This window comes from Leclercia adecarboxylata (assembly GCF_006874705.1).
GTDB classification, from domain to species: domain Bacteria; phylum Pseudomonadota; class Gammaproteobacteria; order Enterobacterales; family Enterobacteriaceae; genus Enterobacter; species Enterobacter adecarboxylatus_C.
Genome location: NZ_CP035382.1, coordinates 4,300,819 through 4,319,271, shown reverse-complemented (window position 1 = coordinate 4,319,271; position 18,453 = coordinate 4,300,819). Strand labels below are relative to the sequence as shown.

The following is an 18,453-nucleotide window of genomic DNA, read 5'->3' as shown; positions in this document are numbered from 1 at the left end:
ACAAAGCACAACACGTTCTACATCACTTAACAGCTGTTTACTTCAGATCGCGGTTCGCCATGGCGTTGACCAGATACGACTGACGCTGGCTGAGCCTCACCTCACTGCTGGCGTCATTGTCTCTTCTGAGCTGGAGTGCCGGGCCGCTATCCGGTGAACGGGTACGCTCAGCGTCACCCGGAATTATCCAGCCGACATCATCACTGGTGCGATGATTATTACGTGCGTTGCGAACTCTTCTTCTCAAATGCAGCATATAACCTCCGCATAATTCATCGAACTGCCTGTTAAAGGTCAGGTATTTATACCTTTCTCGCCGTTTCAAATATATTGTCTGACAAAAATGGGTCAGAGAGAGAATATATTGTGGAGCTTATGCCGCTGGTTTGCGGCCGCCGCCCCGGCTATTCTGTCCACCTTTTTTTCCCGCTTCGGATGCACGCTGCGGGTCATTTTTAAAATTCCCGCCGCTGCTCTGTCCACCTTTGCGGCCCGCCTGGGATGCACGTTCCCGGTCTTCTGCGAAATTGCCGGAACCGCCTCGATGTTTAGTCATAACATGTCTCCAGTGTTTCGTTGAGAATATTTACTGAGAGGAAATTAACCTCTTCAAATGTGTGCAGAAATAAATGTAGACAGAACGGCAGAAACTTCAATAAGCCTTTTGGCGCGTTTTTGTGCTCCGTCTGAATATATTTTAGGCATTTTTGCAGGTGATGGAGAATATATCGACGCTAATAAATAAGTTAGCAAAAATTACATGTGGTCCGAATTATTTCAGGGGAGATATTTACTGTGATCAAGCGCCAGAAAAAATGACTTTCCCAGGTAAATTAAGACGAGTCTTAAGAAGCAATCCGGCTTAACGACTCTGCTCCAGCTCCACCGCCGCTCTGACCTGCAAGAGCGCGTGACGTAAATTTTTGATCGTCACCGACCCAAGGGCGATGCGGATCGCCTGCGGCACCGTGCCGGAGGTTGAAAACGGCTCCGCGGTCGAGACGGAGATATGGTTGTCCATCAGCGCCTTCACGACCCGATCGGCTCTGGCCTCGTCCGCAAGCGGCAGCCATGCAAAATACGAATCGGGATGGGTAATGCAGGGCAGATCCCCCAGCACCGCTTTCAGAACGGTTTGCCGCTGCCGGGCGTCGCGTCTTTTCAGCGTTTCAAAGCGGGACACGGTGCCGTCCTGGATCCAGTGACAGACCATGGCGGTCATTACCGATGGCGTATTCCAGGTGGTGGCCCGGATGGCCCTCTCGAGGGCCGGGCGCAGATCCGGCGGGCAGATCACCGCCCCGACCCGCAGACCGGTCGCCACATTTTTTGAAAAGCCGGTGACATACACCGTGCGTTCCGGGGCAAAGCTGGCGACGGGCGGCGGTGGACGGCGGATCAGCCACCCGTAAGCGGTGTCTTCGACGATCAGCAGGTCGTGCTGCCGGGCAATATCCGCCAGGGTTCTGCGCTGCTCATGGTTCAGCACCCAGCCCAGCGGGTTGTGCAGGGTGGGCATGGTGTACACCGCCCGCACGTGACGCCGCTGGCAGAGCTGGCGTAACGCCGCCAGATCCGGGCCGGTTTCCGTGCAGGGGATGGCGAGAAGCTCCAGATGATAGAGCGCCGCCAGGGCCTTAAAGCCGGGATAGGTGAGAGCGTCCACCGCCACCACGTCACCGGGCCTAAGCAGCCCCATCACTGCGACAGTCAGGCCATGCTGGGCCCCGTTCACGATCAGCACATTATCCGCAGAGGGTTGAAAATGTGGCCCTGCAAGGTGGGCGGCGACGATCTCCCGCTCGATCTGCCTGCCGGCATGCGGCTGATAGCGCAGGTGTGATTCGATATCGCCTCCGGCGGCGACCTGCCGGAGCGCCTCGCGCAGCAGCTCCCCCTGGCCCGGCAGGGCGGGATAGTTGAAGTTCAGATCCAGCACATCGGTGGCGATCGCCTGCTGATCGATCCCCTGGCCCGAGGGCAACAGGATCTCTCTGACGAAGGTTCCGCGTCCGGTTTCGCCGCTGACCAGCCCCATCTTCTCCAGCTCAGCATAGACCCGCGTCGCGGTGGCAAGGGAGATATGCTCCCGGGTGGCGAGCGTGCGGTGGGTGGGCAGGCGGGTGCCTGCCGGGATCTGGGTAGTCCGAATCAACGCAGCGTAGCGATCCACGATCCCTTTGTAGCGGGCTTTCATCAAATGTATCCATGACAATAATTTGATTGTATTAGATTGGCGAGACTACCATCCGCTCAACAGAGGCTCAAGACTGGGAAGGTAAGGGTAATGAATATGGCGGTAGATAAAAACGCGCTGTCAGGCTGGCTTAACGGCCTGCTGGGGGTAGTGATTTTCAGCGGCTCCTTGCCCGCCACGCGGGTTGCGGTGCAGGACTTTGATCCCTTTTTCCTGACCTTTGCCCGGGCCTCTCTTGCCGGGGTGCTGGCCCTGATGCTGATCCTCGTATCGCGGGAAAAACGCCCGCCAGCCGCCCGGATTGTGCCGCTGATGATGGTCTCGCTGGGCGTGGTGGTCGGCTTTCCGCTGCTGACAGCCCTGGCATTGCAGCACGTCACCGCCGCCCATTCGATTGTGTTCCTTGGCCTGCTGCCGCTGATGACCGCTATTTTCGCGGTGCTGCGCGGCAAGGAGCGTCCGGCCCGGGCCTTCTGGATCTTCTCGGTGCTCGGTAGCCTGCTGGTGATGGGGTTTGCGCTTTCGCAAGGTGCCGCGCTCTCCCTGACGGGCGATCTGCTGATGCTCGCGGCGGTGATCGTCTGCGGCCTGGGCTATGCGGAGGGAGCCGCGCTCACCCGCGAGTCAGGCGGCTGGCAGGTGATCAGCTGGGCGCTGATCCTGGCGCTGCCTTTTATGGTGCTGGCCTCTCTGCTGACGATGCCGGCATCCTTCAGCGGCATCGGTTTTCCGGCCTGGAGCGCGCTCGGCTATGTGTCGCTGTTCAGTATGCTGATCGGGTTTATCTTCTGGTACAAGGGGCTGGCCCGGGGCGGGATCGCCGCCGTCGGGCAGTTGCAGCTGTTGCAGCCGTTTCTGGGGCTAGGGTTGTCCGCTACGCTGCTGCATGAGCGGGTGAGTCCGTTGATGATGGTGATTACCTTAGGGGTCATTTTATGTGTGATCGGCTCGCGGAAATATGCCAGGTGAAGGTAGAGGATTTGCACGAACTGTTCCCTCTCCATTGAGGGAGAGGGTTAGGGTGAGGGGGAACATGCGGCGGCGGAGGTGGTTCCGTTCACTTCACGTTCCTTGCTTCTCTGATACGCCCGAACCCGTGAACGTGCCAGGGGGGCTCGCCGCCTCCCCCTGGCTACCCCGGCTCCCGGCAAAGAAAATCGCCGCTTCGCGGTGCCCTCGGCTTATTCCCTCCGGCTATCGGGTCGGGCGTGATCCTACATCCATGTAGGTCACGCCCTCTCGGCGCATCCATGCGCCTCGCCCCGGCCTGCGGTCAACGCCTCAGCGATTTTCAGCCGGACCAGTGCGCTGCTGTAAATTGTTTATCTTTATGATATTTCTCTATTGCGTTAAATTTTTTGCGAGGCGTCTTCCGGGAATGGTTTTGCAGGCTTGTCGCCTCGTTCTCCCCGCAGTATCTTCCTGTTGCGCCTGCAAAATCAGGCGTCGGGATTGGAACCCTGGCAAATTTTATCGATGACATTACTTAATCGGAGATTGCCACTATGGCTACAACCCCAACTCTTGATCACGCTTTATTTACCACACCGTTCTCCCATAACACCGACTTCACCGAGCTGGCGAACCACTGCGAACGCTTTGCCCATACCCTGCTGGAAAGCGACGATCCCGCTGAAAAGCTGGCGCTCTGCGCCCGACTTTCTGCCTGTCTCGCGTTATTGCAACCAACGCTCAACGAGCCTATCCCGCCGCACCTGGTGGGCCGCTTCACCCTTAACGATCTGCCCTCGCGCCTGCCTGCATTCGAACCGGAAAGCGACCAGCTTGGCCTGTATTGTCAGACCCTCACGCAGCTGTTGATCGGCAACGTTCTGCCGCCGGAGATGGCGCGCGTGATAGAAGGGCTGCTGTATGAGCTGGTGAACTTCTACGCCGATACGCTCAACGCGCCGCGCTGGCTGCAAACGCCGGACGGGCGCGTGGCGATTGATGCGTTGATTAACTGAGGAGCACGTAGGCCGGGCAAACGCAGTGCCGCCCGGCGTTTCCCCTCTCCCTCAAGAGAGAGGGAGCCGTCCATGCAACCTCCTGAAATATTTACAAAATAAATATCATCAAACACATTAATAACTTATAAGCGAAGCGGTTACGCAATAAACAGCCCCCATTGCCCCGCGACTTGCCTGCGCGCCTCGCTACGACTACTGTATATAAAAACAGTGTGCGCCGGGAGACCGGTAGAGATCAAGGGGTGAAAGTCCCCGACCATTGAAGGACCAGCAATCCACAAGGTCCCCGAGTCATGCGTTGCATACCGCGAGGTATGGGGCGAAGCGTTGACAGGGGTGTTGACAGGCCAGCCATTGAGCCACGAAATGTATATTAAATTACCGGGTGCCGACGTTGTACTGTTAACGGAAGGCAACATCATAGGGTGCGATACTGCGAGTGCCACATGGACCCGGCGGGGTCTGAGACCCTGGCATGTCAATACGATCTCTACGCGGGAACCGGGAGATCTCCCCTCTGACCATCTGCCAGTGTCGGAGATGGCCCGCACCGGGAAGACGAGGAGTCATAGCCGGTGATGTACGGAGAGGAGAAGTCGGACTCGCTCATAGTAGCGGCGAAGCAGGCGAACAACCCGAAAGGAGCGGAGTCAGTGGAGCGAAGGAGCGGGGCCAAGGGGAACGCGGAACAGCCACACATGCGCCGGACACAGAGCCGGGAAAGCATGTCACAGAGGCTGTCACGCGTGCGGGAAGCTGCGAAGCAGCGGAAGAAAGAACGGTTTACAGCATTGTTCCACCTGCTGACAGTCGAAGCACTGGAAGCCGCATTCCTCTCCCTGAGCAGGAAAGCGGCCGCCGGAGTGGATGGCATCAGGTGGATGGACTACGCCGGAAACATGAAGAACAACATAACAGATCTGCACCGGAGGCTACATCAGGGCAGCTACAGGGCGCAGCCCGGCAGGCGTCACTACATCCCAAAAGCGGATGGAAAACAACGCCCGCTCGGCATCGCCTCGCTGGAGGACAAGATCGTCCAGTATGCGCTGGTGAAAATCCTGAACGCAGTCTATGAAAACGACTTTATGGGGTTCTCATACGGGTTCAGACCCGGGCGAAGCCAGCACGATGCACTGGACGCACTGGCCACAGGGCTGGTACGCACTAACGTAAACTGGGTACTGGATGCCGACATCAGTCAGTTCTTTGACAGGGTGAGCCACGAATGGCTGATCAGGTTCACAGAGCATCGGATCGGCGACCGGAGGGTAATCAGGCTCATACGTAAGTGGCTCACAGCCGGGACGTCGGAGGAGGGTCAATGGCGAGCAACGGAGGAAGGCACCCCACAGGGTGCGGTCATCTCACCGCTGCTGGCAAACATATACCTCCACTACGTCTTCGATCTGTGGGCGCATCAGTGGCGACGTCGCTATGCCACAGGCAATGTGGTAATGGTCAGATACGCCGATGACATCGTCATCGGGTTCGACAAACGATACGATGCCCGGCGCTTCCGTATAGCCATGCAGCGCAGACTGAGGGAGTTCGGACTCACGGTTCACCCGGAGAAAACCCGTCTGATGGAGTTCGGCCGCTTCGCTGCCGAAAACCGTGCCATCAGGGGAAAAGGCAAACCAGAAACGTTCAACTTCCTCGGGTTCACGCACATCAGCGGGAAAGATCGCAACGGCAGGTTCATGCTGATACGAAAGACCCGCCGGGATCGGATGACGGCAACTCTGAAAGCCATCAAAGACGGTCTGCGAAGGCGCTGGCATTACTCAATCCCCGAACAGGGAAAATGGCTCAGGAGAGTGGTTCAGGGATACCTGAACTATCACTCGGTACCGGGCAACTTCCCCACCATGCAGAAGTTCAGGACACACGTAACAAACCTCTGGCGCCGGGCGCTCAGGCGCAGGAGCCAGAAGGATGATACGACCTGGACGAAAGCAAACAAACTGGCAGCCGCATGGCTACCAAGGGTTCGGGTTCTTCATCCATGGCCTGTGGAGCGGTTCACCGCCAGACACCCGAGGCAGGAGCCCGGTGCGTAAATCGCGCACGCCGGGATCTGTGCGGGGGGTATCCGGTAACGGGTATCCCTACCGCGACATTCGAGGAACGAATCATGGTGTTTTACCAACTTGCAGCGCTGCGCGAGGTGATCGCGCTACCCCTTTTCAGCGATGTTGTGCCGTGCGGCTTCCCCAGTCCGGCTCAGGACTACGTGGAACAGCGTATCGACCTGAACAAATTGCTGATCCAGCACCCCAGCTCGACCTATTTCGTGAAAGCAGCCGGGGATTCGATGATTGATGCCGGCATTGGCGATGGCGATCTGCTGATTGTCGACAGCGCCAGAACGGCGCAGCACGGGGATATTGTCATCGCAGCGGTGGAGGGGGAGTTTACGGTAAAGCGCCTCCAGCTCAGACCCCGGGTGCAGCTTAACCCGATGAACAGCGCCTATTCGCCCATCGTCGTAGGCAGCGAAGATTCGCTCGATATCTTTGGCGTGGTGACCTATATCGTCAAATCGGCGGATTAGCAGGACGGCTCTCCGTGAAATACATTCAGGTGTATAACACGGCGATTATTACACCCAGTGCGGCGGGATATTTCCCGCCTTTTCTGTCAGGTCCGAAAATTCTTACAAAAAAGATATCCTGAATCACTATAAACACTTACATCTGAAATGGTTATTCAATAAACAGTCGCCGTTCCCCCGCAACTTGATTGCCCCCATCGTCATGTCTACTGTAGAAAATATTTCCGTTGGTTGGCGCAAAAATAATGAGCAACACCAACGTTAATAGCAAATTAACAGGGATGTCGTTTTTAATAATAAGGGATATATATCAGTGAACAATCATGCAGGATGGACGGCAGCTGATTTCGAAAATTTGTTGAAAGGACAATGGCTTGTACCTACCGCGGTGGGGTGGCACGCGGAGGATATTGCCATTTTTTTATCCGATCGTGGCAGAGGCGTTCCCCGTCTCTTTGTTGCCATGGATGTCGATACCTGGCTAAGAGGAAGCGGTAATACCGGAATTTACGCCAGATGGTCCGATACCCATGATTATCTGAAAAAGCACTATGCGAATTATTGTGGCGCAGTAGTGCAACGCTATATTCCCGAATTGCCGCCCGATTTTCCGCAGTTTCTGGTTGAGGATTCGTATGAGGCGCTTATTTCACTGGGGGCCGAAGCGCGGCGCAGGTTTAATGGAAAAGCCGTCGCGGTAACCGGCACCGTCGGTAAATCCTCAACCAAAGACATGCTCAGCGCCGTGCTCTCTTCTGCGGGATCGGTCGTGACGACGCAAGGCAATAATAACTCGCGCACGGGTGTTTCGCTGACGCTGGCACGCGCAGGCGTTAACCCTGACTATGTGGTTATTGAGGCCGCTATTTCTGCATTGTGGATGCGCAATGGTGGCGTGGGTCTGCGTATAAAACCGCATATCTGTATTATCACGGAAGTGGGTATCACTCAGGTGCGTGAAAATAACCGCACGCTCCAGGATACTGCCCGGCATAAGGCCCGGGTCTGTAACGGCATAATTCCTGGCGGCTATGCCATTGTGAATCGTGATATCGCGGAATATGAACAGGTGCATCAGGAAGCGGTGCGCTATGGCGCGAACGTTATCAGCTACGGCTTTCACCCGCTGGCAGATGTGCCCGTGACCTGGTTTGTGTCGGATATGAAGGGGTCTGATATCGGCATCTGCCTGCAGGGCGAAACAATCCGTTATCGTCTCGATGAGCCGGGGAAGGGGATTGCAACAAACTCGGTGGCAGTGATGATAGCGGCAAGGCTATTGGGACTGGAGGCCGCGCAAATCGGCAAACAGCTTGCTGCATTTCGTAATCACCGCCGGAAAATGCAGATCTCGTCTCTGCCCGTTCCCGCAGGCGGCAGCGTAACGTTGATTGATGACAGCTACAGCGCAGAATACCTGTCGATGCTCAATGCGTTCGATTTTGCCGCGCGCCAGGCTGCGGAAAAAGGGGGGCGCTTAATTGCGGTGCTGGCACGCATTATCAACCTGAACGATAAAGCAGAGGAAGTTCACCGTTCGCTGGCGGAACCGCTGTTAGCCGTTGGTTTTCACCAGGTCTTTGTTCATGGCGAGGAGATGCGTTATCTCCATGAAATCCTGCCACCCGCGCGGGCGGGTGGGCATTTTATGCAGGCTGGCGCTATGGTGGAGTCTGTGCTGAAGACGCTGCGTGAGGGGGATATCGTGCTGGTCAAAGGCGATCCCTATGAATCGGATTTTGGTGAGGTCGTGAAATTACTGCACGAGCAGACTCAGGCGCCACGGCCGGTACAGAGCTGCGCTACCCTGCTGGTTAATCTTTCAACGGGCGAGACGCCCGTAGCCCGGCATGAGGAGGATACGCTAACCCCCCGGCATCTGAGTCAACTGCTGCTGGCCTTGCTGTGCGCTCAACGGTTGCAGGAGGGAAAACTCGCGCTGGTGGAGAGAGTCCCGGTCCGGGAAATTGCGGCAGAGGTGCTACAGCAGGGGCCGTCACTGGGTCTGAAAAAGGGCGACAGCCTGACGGTGAAGTCGCTGGTGCAGGCCATGCTGATTGAGAATGCCCGCGACGCGGCGATTAATCTTGGTGAGTATCTGTTTGGTGATAACCAGACGGCGCGAGAAGGGATCCAGAAACAGGCTGATGCCATAGGAATGACCCGGACCCGACTGCACAGCGTCTCGGGGCGTCTGCGCGACGGGCAGTGCACGACCCTGCAGGATATCGTTCTGATGATCCGCCATTTCTATCAGCATTATCCCCATCTCCTGCACTGGTTTGCTGAAAGTGAAATGACCTTTGGCGACAAACTGTACCGTAAAACGACCAATATGCAGATGGATGGTCGTGCCGGTTACAGCTATACCTCTGGCGGCTCTCCGCGCTGGGGGTTTGCGATCCAGCGTATCGGAAAGCAGGTCTGGCTCGCCTGCGTGGCGGGTGCCAGCGATGCGTTCCATCTGGATTATCAGCTTGATAAATTGCTGGCGCAGGCGGAAGGCACAGAGACATCCGTCACCGAAGAACGGGATGACAGAACGGTCTCGCTGGATAAAAAGGCGGCGGTTTTTACCCTCATTGGCGATACCTACTATGGCGAGTGGTATACCCGACAGCGCCAGCAGAAGGGGATTGATGATGCGCTCCAGCACCATGGCTACGATTACTCCTTTCAGGGGCTTCGGCCGCTGATCGCCCGGAGCGATTACACTATTGCTAATTTCGAAGCCGCGCTGGGGACAGCGACCACACAGAGCCTGCAGGGGCGCAAACCCTTCTGCCTGATCGGCGATCCTGAACGCTCTGCGGCAGCACTACGACGTGCGGGCGTGGATGCGGTGGCGCTGGCGAATAATCACAGTATGGATGCCGGCGAAGCAGGGCTGAAACAGACCCTGGCCGCGTTCCGCCAGCAGGGTATCGTCAGCTTTGGCAGCGGTCTAAATGCTCGCCAGGCGAGCGCGCCGCTGGTGATCTCGGTTGGCGGGAAAGTGTTTAAATTTTATAGCGCGTACTGGTTCCGGCTGTATATGGAGCAGGATTGCGCGTTTTATGCGCAGCCGCGTCGGGCGGGCGCGGCCTGCATCAGCGGCGAATTGATTGAACAACTGCGTGCAGAAAAAGCGCGTGATAATCCGGCGACAACCATCGTGCTTGCTCACTGGGGCATGGATTATCGTTGGACGGGTGAACAACAGCGAGCGCTGGCAAAAAGGCTGACGCGTGCAGGGGCAGATCTGATCATCGGTTCCGGGCCGCATATGCTGGGCGAGATTGAGCGTTTGGGCGATGCGTGGGTGGTCTACAGCATCGGTAATGGCGTGTTTAACAGCAATGGCGAATACCGCCAGCGCAACGTTCCCCCTTACGGCTTTATCGTGCGGCTACAGGTGGGCGGCGAACAGCCGAAGCTCTGCTTGCATCCGGTGTTGCTTGATAATCAGCAGACGTTCTGGCAGCCCCGGCCCGTCGGGCCCGCGGAGTTTGAACAGGTCATGACGATCCTGGCGGAACGGGGCGTAGATTTTTCGCCGTCAAGCGGTATAGCCACTGGGGCGGAGAGCGGTGTGATTACGTTGCCGCTCGGCCCGCAGTTTGGGGGGGATTTAGCGGTTGTCAGAAAAAAGGTAACCTGTCGCCCACAACATGATGAAGAGGCAATAATATGACCACCCCGGTATTCCGCCAGGCAACCCCAGCTGACGTTGATCGTTGCTATGACATTGAAATCACATCCTACGAAGGGGATGAAGCGGCAACGCGTGAGAAAATTGCCACCCGCATTAACCGCTACCCGGAAGGCTTCCTCTGTATAGAGCTGGAGGGCAACGTCATCGGATTCATTAATGCGGGCTGTGCAGGGGAAGTGGTGATGTCCGATGAAGCGTTTAAAGAGCTGGTGGGCCACGATCCGGATGCGCCAAACGCGGTGATCATGTCCGTGGTGGTTCATCCGGATTTTCAGGGGAAAGGCTACTCGTCACTGCTGATGCGTGAGTTCGTGTCACGCATGAAGGCGATGCACAAAAAGACGATCCACCTGATGTGTAAAGATCGCCACGTCGATCTGTACGCCCATTTTGGCTACCGCTATATCAAGCCCTCGGCGTCCGATCACGGCGGAATGGCGTGGCATGAAATGATGATGACGCTCTGAATTTTCTGCACCTTATTGCGCAGCGTTAAACAGCCTGGCCTGCTCAATCATCCACTCCCGGAAGTGGGCGATCTTCGGCAGGCTGTCGCAGCCCGGGCGATAGACCAGGTAATAGGCCAGCGGGCTGGTAAGCGACACCTCGGGGCACAGGCGGATAAGTCTGCCGCTTTTCAGATCCTCATCCACCATAATGCTGCGCGCCAGCGCCACACCATGACCTTCCACGGCCGCCTGTAATACGGCGGCTGAGCTGTTGATACGCAGGCCGGGCTTACGGGCCATGGCCTGCACGTTGAAGCGGCGCAACCACAGATCCCAGGTAATAAAATCGTTGTGCTGTTCCATCGACAGGTCGTGAATCAGCGTCTGCCCCGTGATGCCCGTCAGGCAGTTTATGGCCGGGTTGTCCGCCATCATGGCGGGGGCACACACCGGAAAAACCTCTTCCGACATCAACAGTTCTGCCTGTAATCCCTCCCACTGCCCCAGTCCGTAGCGAATACCGACATCCATCCCCAGCGCGGTGAAATCCAGCAGCTTCAGGCTGGTTTCCAGACGCACGTCGATATCGGGCCAGCGCTGCTGAAAATCTTCGATACGCGGCAATAGCCACTTGGCGGCAAAGGCCGGGCTGATGGTGACATTGAGAATGCCATGGGTGGCACCTTCGCGCAGCAGGGTCATCCCCAGGTTCAGGTTCTGAAATCCCATGCGAATATCCGGGAGCGCACGCTGCGCGGGCTCTGTCAGCACCAGCGCGGCGCGTCGGTTGTGGCTGCGATGAAAGAGCGGATAGCCCACCACCTCTTCCAGGGAACGCACAAGCTGACCGACCGCGGCAGGAGTGACATTGAGCTCTTCCGCAGCCAGGGAAAAGCTTTGATGGCGCGCGCTGGCTTCAAAAGCCCGCAGTGCATTGAGGTGAACCGGCAACTTCATATCAGATAGAAAACCTTTTCAGAAAGCCAAGATTATCTCATTTGTTCATGAGGGCGATGCTAAAGATAATGCAGAAACGGTAAGGCTTACAAAACAAATCGTTTAAGTCCTTAAACCTGTCGATGCTTTCAAGTGAAAAGTTTTTCTTTGTTCTACTAACAGAGTAAAGGAGTTAACAATGGCTTATTTGCAAATCACCCTCGATATCAGCGAACAGAACCGTGCCGCTGCCGCCGCGGTGTATCAGAAGTATAAAGCGCCTTTCCTGGAAACCATTGAGGGTGCGGTTTCTAAAGAGCTGCTGGTGCGCGCGGAAGATGTACAGGTGCTGCATGGTTTCGACACGGCAAAACAGGCCGAAGCCTATCTCGGCTCTCAGCTGTTCACCGCGGATGTCGTTGAAGCATTGAAACCTTATCTCAACAGTGCGCCGGATGTACGTATCTACACCCTGGCCTGATGACCCACTTCTAAAAGGGGATGTGTGTGTTTTTGAACTGGACTGAAATGCGTAAAGAGCTGCGTGCCGCTATCGGGAAATTTGCAGGTCTGCAACCCGACGTGATGCAGGGTATCGATAAGATGCAAAACGGCGCGGCAGCGACCGGGCATCTGGATGCCAAAACGCATGAGCTGATTGCGCTGGCTGTCGCCGTCACGACCCGCTGTGATGGCTGCCTGTCGGTGCATGCTGAAGCCGCGGCAAAGCACGGTGCGACGCGTGAAGAGATTGCGGAAGCCTTAGGTGTGGCGATCACGCTGAACACCGGTGCGGCGCTGGTTTACTCCTCCCGTGCGCTCGATGCTTTCGATTCGTTGCCAAAATAACCTCAGTACGGCGGCTTCTTCCTGAAGTCGCTTTTCCCTCTTGCAGGAACGCCACATGTTAATTAATCACGATTTTACCCGGCGCGTCACCGTCACCCGCGATCGGTACCGTTGGATCCCTTCGCCGCAGCCCGGGGTTGATCGTGTGATGCTGGATCGCATTGGGGCGGAGCAGGCACGTGCAACCAGTCTGGTTCGCTATCTTCCCGATAGCGCCTTTCCCTCCCATTGTCATCCGGGCGGCGAAGAGATTCTGGTGCTGGCCGGGCAATTTTCCGAAGGCGGGCAGCATTATCCCGTCGGTTGGTATCTGCGCAACCCACCCGGATCTGCCCATCAGCCTTATAGCACCGGGGGGACATTACTGTTTGTTAAGCTCGGGCAAATGGCGGAGAGCGAGAAACTGCCGTTGCGCGTCAATACCTGCGACCCGGCAAACTGGTTAACGCGCGATGAACATCAGGTGTGTCCCCTGTTCAGTAATGCGCAGGAGAACGTCTGTCTGTTACGGCTGCGGGCCGGGGCGCTGTTAGTTGAATCCACTCTGCCGGGCGGCGCGGAGCTGCTGATCGTTGAAGGCAGCCTGATTGAAGCCAACAGCATTCATGAACAGGGAAGCTGGATCCGCATCCCATCGGGTCAGCGCATGGCGTTTATTGCTGAGAAAGAAAACACCCTCGTCTACCTCAAAACCGGCCATCTCGCGCCCGCACAGGAACCCCAACCATGATCAAGACCCGGGTGGTAATTGTAGGGGCGGGATTAAGTGGGCTATACGCGGCATACCTGCTGGAGCAAGCCGGAGTGGATTACCTGCTTCTCGAAGGGCGGGAACGCGTCGGAGGGCGGATTGTGCAGGCCCCGGGTTCGCAGGCAGATTTGGGGGCTACCTGGATTTGGCCGGGGATCCAGCCGGCGCTTAATCAGCTACTCGCCAGGCTGGGCATCGATATTTTTGTCCACCAGGAGACAGGCGATATGCTCTTCGAACGCGGGGACAATACGCCGTCGCGCCATCCCGGATTTGTCTCTTCCCCGGCGGCGGCGCGGGCGCGCGGCGGGATGTCTCGTCTTATCGCTGCCCTGAAGCAGCAGATTGAGCCTGCGCGGATCATGACGGGCATGCAGGTCACGCAGGCGGAACAGCGTGACGAGCAGATCGCGGTGACCTGTTTGGCCGCGGATAAGCAGTACGTGTCAGTGCAGGGCGATCATCTGTTGTTAGCCCTGCCGCCAATGCTGGCCTCGGCGATCGCCTTTTTACCTGCATTACCGTCGCCGCTGCTGCAGGCCTGGCGCAACACCGGGACCTGGATGGCGCCACATGCAAAATATGTGGCGCTCTATGACCATGGCTTCTGGAAGAACAATGGCTTATCCGGTGAGGCCCGCAGCAGCGCTGGCCCCATGGTTGAAATACATGATGTCTCTGAGCCTGATGAGATGTTTGCCTTGTTTGGCTTCATCGGCGTGCCGTTCGCCGCTCGTCAGGCGCTGGGCGAGGAGCAGTTACAAAAGCTGTGTAAAGCGCAGCTGGTGCGCCTGTTTGGTGCGGAGGCCGCCTTTCCGCGAGCTGAATATCTGAAAGACTGGGCTGGAGATCCGTTTACCGCGACGTCGCGCGATCTGACCTTACCGGCGGGTCACGCCGTCCCTCCGGCCTGGCCGACAGAAGGACGGTGGAGCCGCGTCGTCACGGGCATCGCCAGCGAGTGGTCGCATGATTTTCCGGGCTTTATCGCGGGAGCCATAGAGGCTGCCGAAGAAGGCGTTAAACGCATCCTGAATCGGAGTTAAAACATGACTAACACCTACACAGCCATGCAGGTCACCCGGCCGGGACAACTGGAAAGGGTGGAGAAACCCCTACCGACACCCGGCCCGGGAGAGGTGCTCATCAAAGTGGAAGCCTGCGGAATTTGCGGCGCGGATTCGGGCGTGATTGAGGGGCTGGAAAAGGGCGTGGACTATCCGCGCGTGCCGGGGCATGAGGTGGTTGGCACCATTGTCAGGGTCTCTGATGCTCTGCCCGCGTACCTGAAACCGGGCCAGCGCGTCGGGGTGGGGCGCCTGGGCGGGCACTGTCATGCCTGCGAGCAGTGCCGACTGGGGCATTTTAACCTCTGTCAGAATCAGCCCGTGACGGGCAGCTCGCGTGACGGAGGCTATGCCGAGTATATGCTGGCGCGTGCAACGGGGCTGGTCACTATTCCGGATGATCTTACCTCTGTGGAGGCCGCGCCGCTCCTCTGTGCCGGTATTGCGACCTTCAATGCCCTGAGAAAATCCCACGCCCGGGCCGGGGATACCGTAGTGATTCAGGGTGTGGGCGGCTTAGGCCATCTTGCGTTGCAATACGCCCGCAAGATGGGCTTTCGCGTCGTCGCCGTTGGCCGGGGGGACGACATCGCGGATGATGTCATGGCCCTGGGAGCGCACCACTATATTGATATCCACCGCCACGATGCCGCCGCGGCGATCAAATCCCTCGGCGGGGCGCAGGTGATTTTGTCGACCATTACCGATAGCCAGGCCGTCTCGGCGTTATTATCGGCGCTGGCGCCCCAGGGCAGGCTGATGGTGGCTGGCGTGGGTAAGGAGCCGCTGGCGTTAATGCCGGGTTTGCTGGTCGGCAGGGAGCTGTCGGTCAACGGCGCTATTACCGGCACGCCCATTGAGCTGGAAAAGGCGCTGGATTTCAGCCTGCTGGCGGATGTGCGCGCCAGAATAGAAACCCGGCCCCTTGCTCAGGCACAGGAGGCCTGGGAAAAGATGTGCAGCGGACAGGCCAAATTCCGCATGGTGCTGACGATGGATCGCGCCTGATCGGGCGGGAGACGGTTAAAATACGCCTCACAAACAAGGCCTGGGCAATATGTTGCGCAGGCCTTTTTATTGAAAGAAAACCTTCCTCATCCACAAAGTTTATCTGCTTTGTCGCACGTGCAGTTTCCCGCGCATACTGCCGCAAATAACCCTGTTCCCTGACGCCACGCGGTACGCCGACCGAAAAGAGCCATGACCATTCCATTGACGATCAAACAGATTGAAATGCTGGTGAAAATCAGCGAAGGGCAGGGGCTCTCGGAAGCCGCACGCCTGCTTAATATTTCCCCTTCAGCCGTCAGCAAGGGGCTGGCGGTGATGGAAGAGAATCTTGGGGTGCCGCTGATCCAGCGAACCACGCGCACCTTCCAGCTAACCGAAGCCGGAGAATATTTCGTTTCCAGGGCCACGGAACTGCTGAAGGAGTTTGACGACATCATCAACACCACCTGCGGCTATTTTAACCATCCGCATGGCGCCCTGAAGATCACCTGCTCCGTGGCGTTTGGTTATTCCCACTTGATCGACATCTTTGAAGAGTATCGAAGAAAGCATCATGACGTGGAGTTGATCCTCGACCTGGACGATCATCTGATCAACCTGAACGAAAACAACGTTGATATCGCGCTGAGGATCACAGCTACCCCGCCGCAGAACTATGCCGCGCGCAAGCTCTCCCGAATCAGCTGGCTTTACTGCGCGGCACCTGCGTACCTTGAGCGTAACGGCACCCCGACAAAACGTGCTGAGCTGGTCAGCCATGAGTGCTTAGTCTATCCCGGGCTAACGCCCCCGTTACGCCTGAACGAGAGGGGGTTACAGCATCCCCACTGCGACATCAAACCCAGAACACCGGTACAGGCCAACAGCAGCCTGCTGTTGCTGAAGGCGGCGCTCTCAGGACAGGGTATCGCCTGGCTGCCCTCCTACCTGATCAGCGAGCACATTGCGAGCGGGGCGCTGCTTCCCCTGAAGCTGGATGGCCGCTATGCGTATCCGACGCACAGCCTCTACGCGCTCTACTTCCCGAGCAAGTTCCGCAACCCGAAAGTCAGATCGTTCATCGATTATTTGGTAGAAGAACATCAGCCCTGGAACCTGTGGGAAAAAACGATTGCCAGCCTCGATTAAGGCCCGGTAAATAAATATGATCTGCTTCACAAAACAAATGACAGATAAGAATGTACTCATAAATAAAATCTCTCGCCCGGATCACATTCGGGATAAATAAAAAACTGCCATTTGCGGCTTGCGTCATGTTATTTCCATCTGCCCTGTTTGTGAGCAAAAGTAGAAACTGTTTTCTCTAATTTTCATTCGCCATCTATTCTGGGCTGTGTAAAGCTTTCCGCATTCAATCATTAATAACCGCAGGGTTATAGTCATTGAAAATAGCGGCGGCAACGTTATTAGTGTTTCAGGTAAATATAACACTGAGTTGCAGGGTGCATATTTTGAACAGCGTCCGCCGGTTTTATTATTTTTTGCAGATTGGGGTCTCCTATGACAGTAGGAATTAATAACGAAGTGATTAATAAAAAGAATATACCCTTTACCCTGTACGATCTTGGGTGGGTGGTACTCTGTATTGGCGCCGCGATTGGCTCCGGGATTGTTTTTTTCCCGTTACAGGTGGGACTCAAAGGGGTGTGGGTATTCGCCCTGGCGGTGCTGCTGGGCTATCCGGCGGTCTACTACATGCAGAAACTGTTTATCGAAACCATGGCACGTAGTGATGAACAAGATTCCTATCTGAGTATTATCACCAGCTATGTCGGTAGCCGTTGGGGCGTGCTGCTGGGGGCCCTGTACTCCATCACCATGCTGAAATCGATGGTGGAGTATGCGTTAGCCATCACCAACGACAGCGCTTCCTACCTGAAAACCTTCGGCCTTACGACCCAGACGTTATCGGAACACTGGTGGTGGTCTTTGCTGCTGATTGCCGGGCTGTCGCTGGTGGCATCAAAAGGGGAAAAGCTGCTGTTCAAGGTATCGGGCAGCATGATCGCCATAAAGCTGGTGATTATCGTGGCGATTGGCTTTGTGGTGGTGCCTTTCTGGGATCTGAGCAATATTGGCGAGTTTCCAACGGTGAGTCATCTGGTTGTCGGCACCTTCCCGACTTTGCCTTTTGCAATCTTCTCCATCATGTTTGTGGGCATCCTGAACCCGATGAATATTGCCTACAAGAAGCGCGAAGAAGATAAAGAGGTAGCGAAATATAAGATCCTGCGGGTGCATAAAGTCGCCTATCTGATTCTGGTCGCCACCGTCCTGCTGTTTGTGGTCTCCATTGTGCTCTCTATCAGCGAGGCGGACGCGCTGCGGGCCTATCAGGATAACATCTCGGCGCTGGCGCTGGCGGCGAAAGTCATCCCCGGAGCGGCGGTGAAATACATGAGCGTGATCCTCAATGTGTTCTCCATCGTCACCGCCTTCCTGGCGCTGTACCTGGCGGTACATGAATCCTTCGTCGGGTTAATCAAAGTCACCGTAGAGAAGTACTTCCGGGTGCGGGAGGATAACGCCAACGGGATCGCCATTGCCGCATTCTTCATGGTGGTGCTGGTGCTGTGGTTAATCGTGTTGACCAACTTCCCGATCCTGAAGGTGTTCGTGTTTGGCGGCGTTACCTACGGCCTTATTAGCTGTATTGTCCCCGGGATAATTATATTGAAGAATGACAAGTTTGTTGATCTTCGCGGGGCACCGGTTTATTACGTGATTCTGATTGGGCTGCTGATGTGTATCGGACCCTTCGTTATGCTGTTTTCACAATAGATATTTTACCTCTGTAACTACAATGTTGTCTTAACCCTATAATAATACAGTGCGGCATTATTAATTATATTGCGGGTCATCATTAATCTCATTCATGATGACCCGATAATTAAATGGCGTAAGTGGAAAGTCATTATCAAAAACGTTTACCTGTGATATTAAAAAAGAGACGTAATGAAAAGGGGAACGGA

The 18,453-nt window shown here is 56.3% G+C and carries 17 protein-coding genes; 13 read left to right on the top strand and 4 right to left on the bottom strand.

Annotation, left to right across the window (positions count from 1 at the left end):
* Positions 1-37: 37 nt before the first annotated feature.
* The 3 genes from ES815_RS21560 to ES815_RS21550 form a co-directional block, all read right to left on the bottom strand.
* The gene (locus tag ES815_RS21560; RefSeq protein ID WP_142489649.1) at positions 38-256 is read right to left on the bottom strand and encodes a hypothetical protein; all 219 of its coding nucleotides are present in this window, start codon (positions 254-256) and stop codon (positions 38-40) included.
* Positions 257-373: 117 nt separating this feature from the next.
* Positions 374-556: a general stress protein gene (locus ES815_RS21555; RefSeq protein WP_039028538.1), complete on the bottom strand. Its 183-nt coding sequence runs from the start codon at positions 554-556 to the stop codon at positions 374-376.
* Positions 557-862: 306 nt separating this feature from the next.
* Positions 863-2,197 carry a PLP-dependent aminotransferase family protein gene (locus tag ES815_RS21550; RefSeq protein WP_142489648.1) on the bottom strand — a complete coding sequence of 445 codons (1,335 nt, stop codon included), beginning with the start codon at positions 2,195-2,197 and terminating at the stop codon, positions 863-865.
* Between the two features lie 90 nt (positions 2,198-2,287).
* Between ES815_RS21550 and ES815_RS21545 the strand changes: the two genes are divergently transcribed.
* From ES815_RS21545 to ES815_RS21515, 6 genes are all read left to right on the top strand, one after another.
* The gene (locus ES815_RS21545; RefSeq protein WP_142489647.1) at positions 2,288-3,166 is read left to right on the top strand and encodes a DMT family transporter; all 879 of its coding nucleotides are present in this window, start codon (positions 2,288-2,290) and stop codon (positions 3,164-3,166) included.
* A gap of 536 nt (positions 3,167-3,702) precedes the next feature.
* The gene (locus tag ES815_RS21540; RefSeq protein WP_142489646.1) at positions 3,703-4,164 is read left to right on the top strand and encodes a hypothetical protein; all 462 of its coding nucleotides are present in this window, start codon (positions 3,703-3,705) and stop codon (positions 4,162-4,164) included.
* Between the two features lie 578 nt (positions 4,165-4,742).
* Positions 4,743-6,230, top strand: coding sequence for a group II intron reverse transcriptase/maturase (gene ltrA, locus ES815_RS21530; RefSeq protein WP_004178082.1), 1,488 nt, complete (start codon positions 4,743-4,745; stop codon positions 6,228-6,230).
* 74 nt (positions 6,231-6,304) lie between these two features.
* Positions 6,305-6,724, top strand: a complete 420-nt coding sequence (locus ES815_RS21525; protein ID WP_142490102.1) for a translesion error-prone DNA polymerase V autoproteolytic subunit — start codon at positions 6,305-6,307, stop codon at positions 6,722-6,724.
* A gap of 574 nt (positions 6,725-7,298) precedes the next feature.
* Positions 7,299-10,397, top strand: a complete 3,099-nt coding sequence (locus tag ES815_RS21520) for a CapA family protein (protein WP_185902360.1) — start codon at positions 7,299-7,301, stop codon at positions 10,395-10,397.
* Positions 10,394-10,885, top strand: a complete 492-nt coding sequence (locus tag ES815_RS21515) for a GNAT family N-acetyltransferase (protein WP_142489644.1) — start codon at positions 10,394-10,396, stop codon at positions 10,883-10,885. Before ES815_RS21520 ends, ES815_RS21515 begins: the two co-directional genes overlap by 4 nt.
* A 12-nt stretch (positions 10,886-10,897) precedes the next feature.
* On the opposite strand, the gene gcvA is transcribed toward ES815_RS21515, so the two are convergent.
* Positions 10,898-11,824, bottom strand: coding sequence for a transcriptional regulator GcvA (gene gcvA / locus ES815_RS21510; RefSeq protein ID WP_142489643.1), 927 nt, complete (start codon positions 11,822-11,824; stop codon positions 10,898-10,900).
* Between the two features lie 178 nt (positions 11,825-12,002).
* Between gcvA and ES815_RS21505 the strand changes: the two genes are divergently transcribed.
* From ES815_RS21505 to ES815_RS21475, 7 genes are all read left to right on the top strand, one after another.
* On the top strand, positions 12,003-12,284 hold the full coding sequence (locus tag ES815_RS21505) for a hypothetical protein (RefSeq protein ID WP_142489642.1): 282 nt from the start codon (positions 12,003-12,005) through the stop codon (positions 12,282-12,284).
* A gap of 26 nt (positions 12,285-12,310) precedes the next feature.
* On the top strand, positions 12,311-12,652 hold the full coding sequence (locus ES815_RS21500) for a carboxymuconolactone decarboxylase family protein (RefSeq protein WP_142489641.1): 342 nt from the start codon (positions 12,311-12,313) through the stop codon (positions 12,650-12,652).
* A gap of 55 nt (positions 12,653-12,707) precedes the next feature.
* Entirely contained in the window at positions 12,708-13,382 is a 675-nt protein-coding gene (locus tag ES815_RS21495) for a cupin domain-containing protein (RefSeq protein WP_142489640.1), read from the top strand.
* Complete coding sequence (locus ES815_RS21490) at positions 13,379-14,449, top strand: flavin monoamine oxidase family protein (RefSeq protein WP_142489639.1); 1,071 nt, start codon at positions 13,379-13,381, stop codon at positions 14,447-14,449. Before ES815_RS21495 ends, ES815_RS21490 begins: the two co-directional genes overlap by 4 nt.
* 3 nt (positions 14,450-14,452) lie before the next feature.
* Positions 14,453-15,478 carry an alcohol dehydrogenase gene (locus ES815_RS21485; RefSeq protein ID WP_142489638.1) on the top strand — a complete coding sequence of 342 codons (1,026 nt, stop codon included), beginning with the start codon at positions 14,453-14,455 and terminating at the stop codon, positions 15,476-15,478.
* A 192-nt stretch (positions 15,479-15,670) separates the two neighbouring features.
* Positions 15,671-16,609 carry a LysR family transcriptional regulator gene (locus ES815_RS21480; protein WP_142489637.1) on the top strand — a complete coding sequence of 313 codons (939 nt, stop codon included), beginning with the start codon at positions 15,671-15,673 and terminating at the stop codon, positions 16,607-16,609.
* 372 nt (positions 16,610-16,981) lie between these two features.
* A complete protein-coding gene (locus tag ES815_RS21475; protein WP_142489636.1) occupies positions 16,982-18,262 on the top strand; it encodes an amino acid permease in 1,281 nt (426 codons plus the stop codon).
* Positions 18,263-18,453 lie beyond the last annotated feature (191 nt).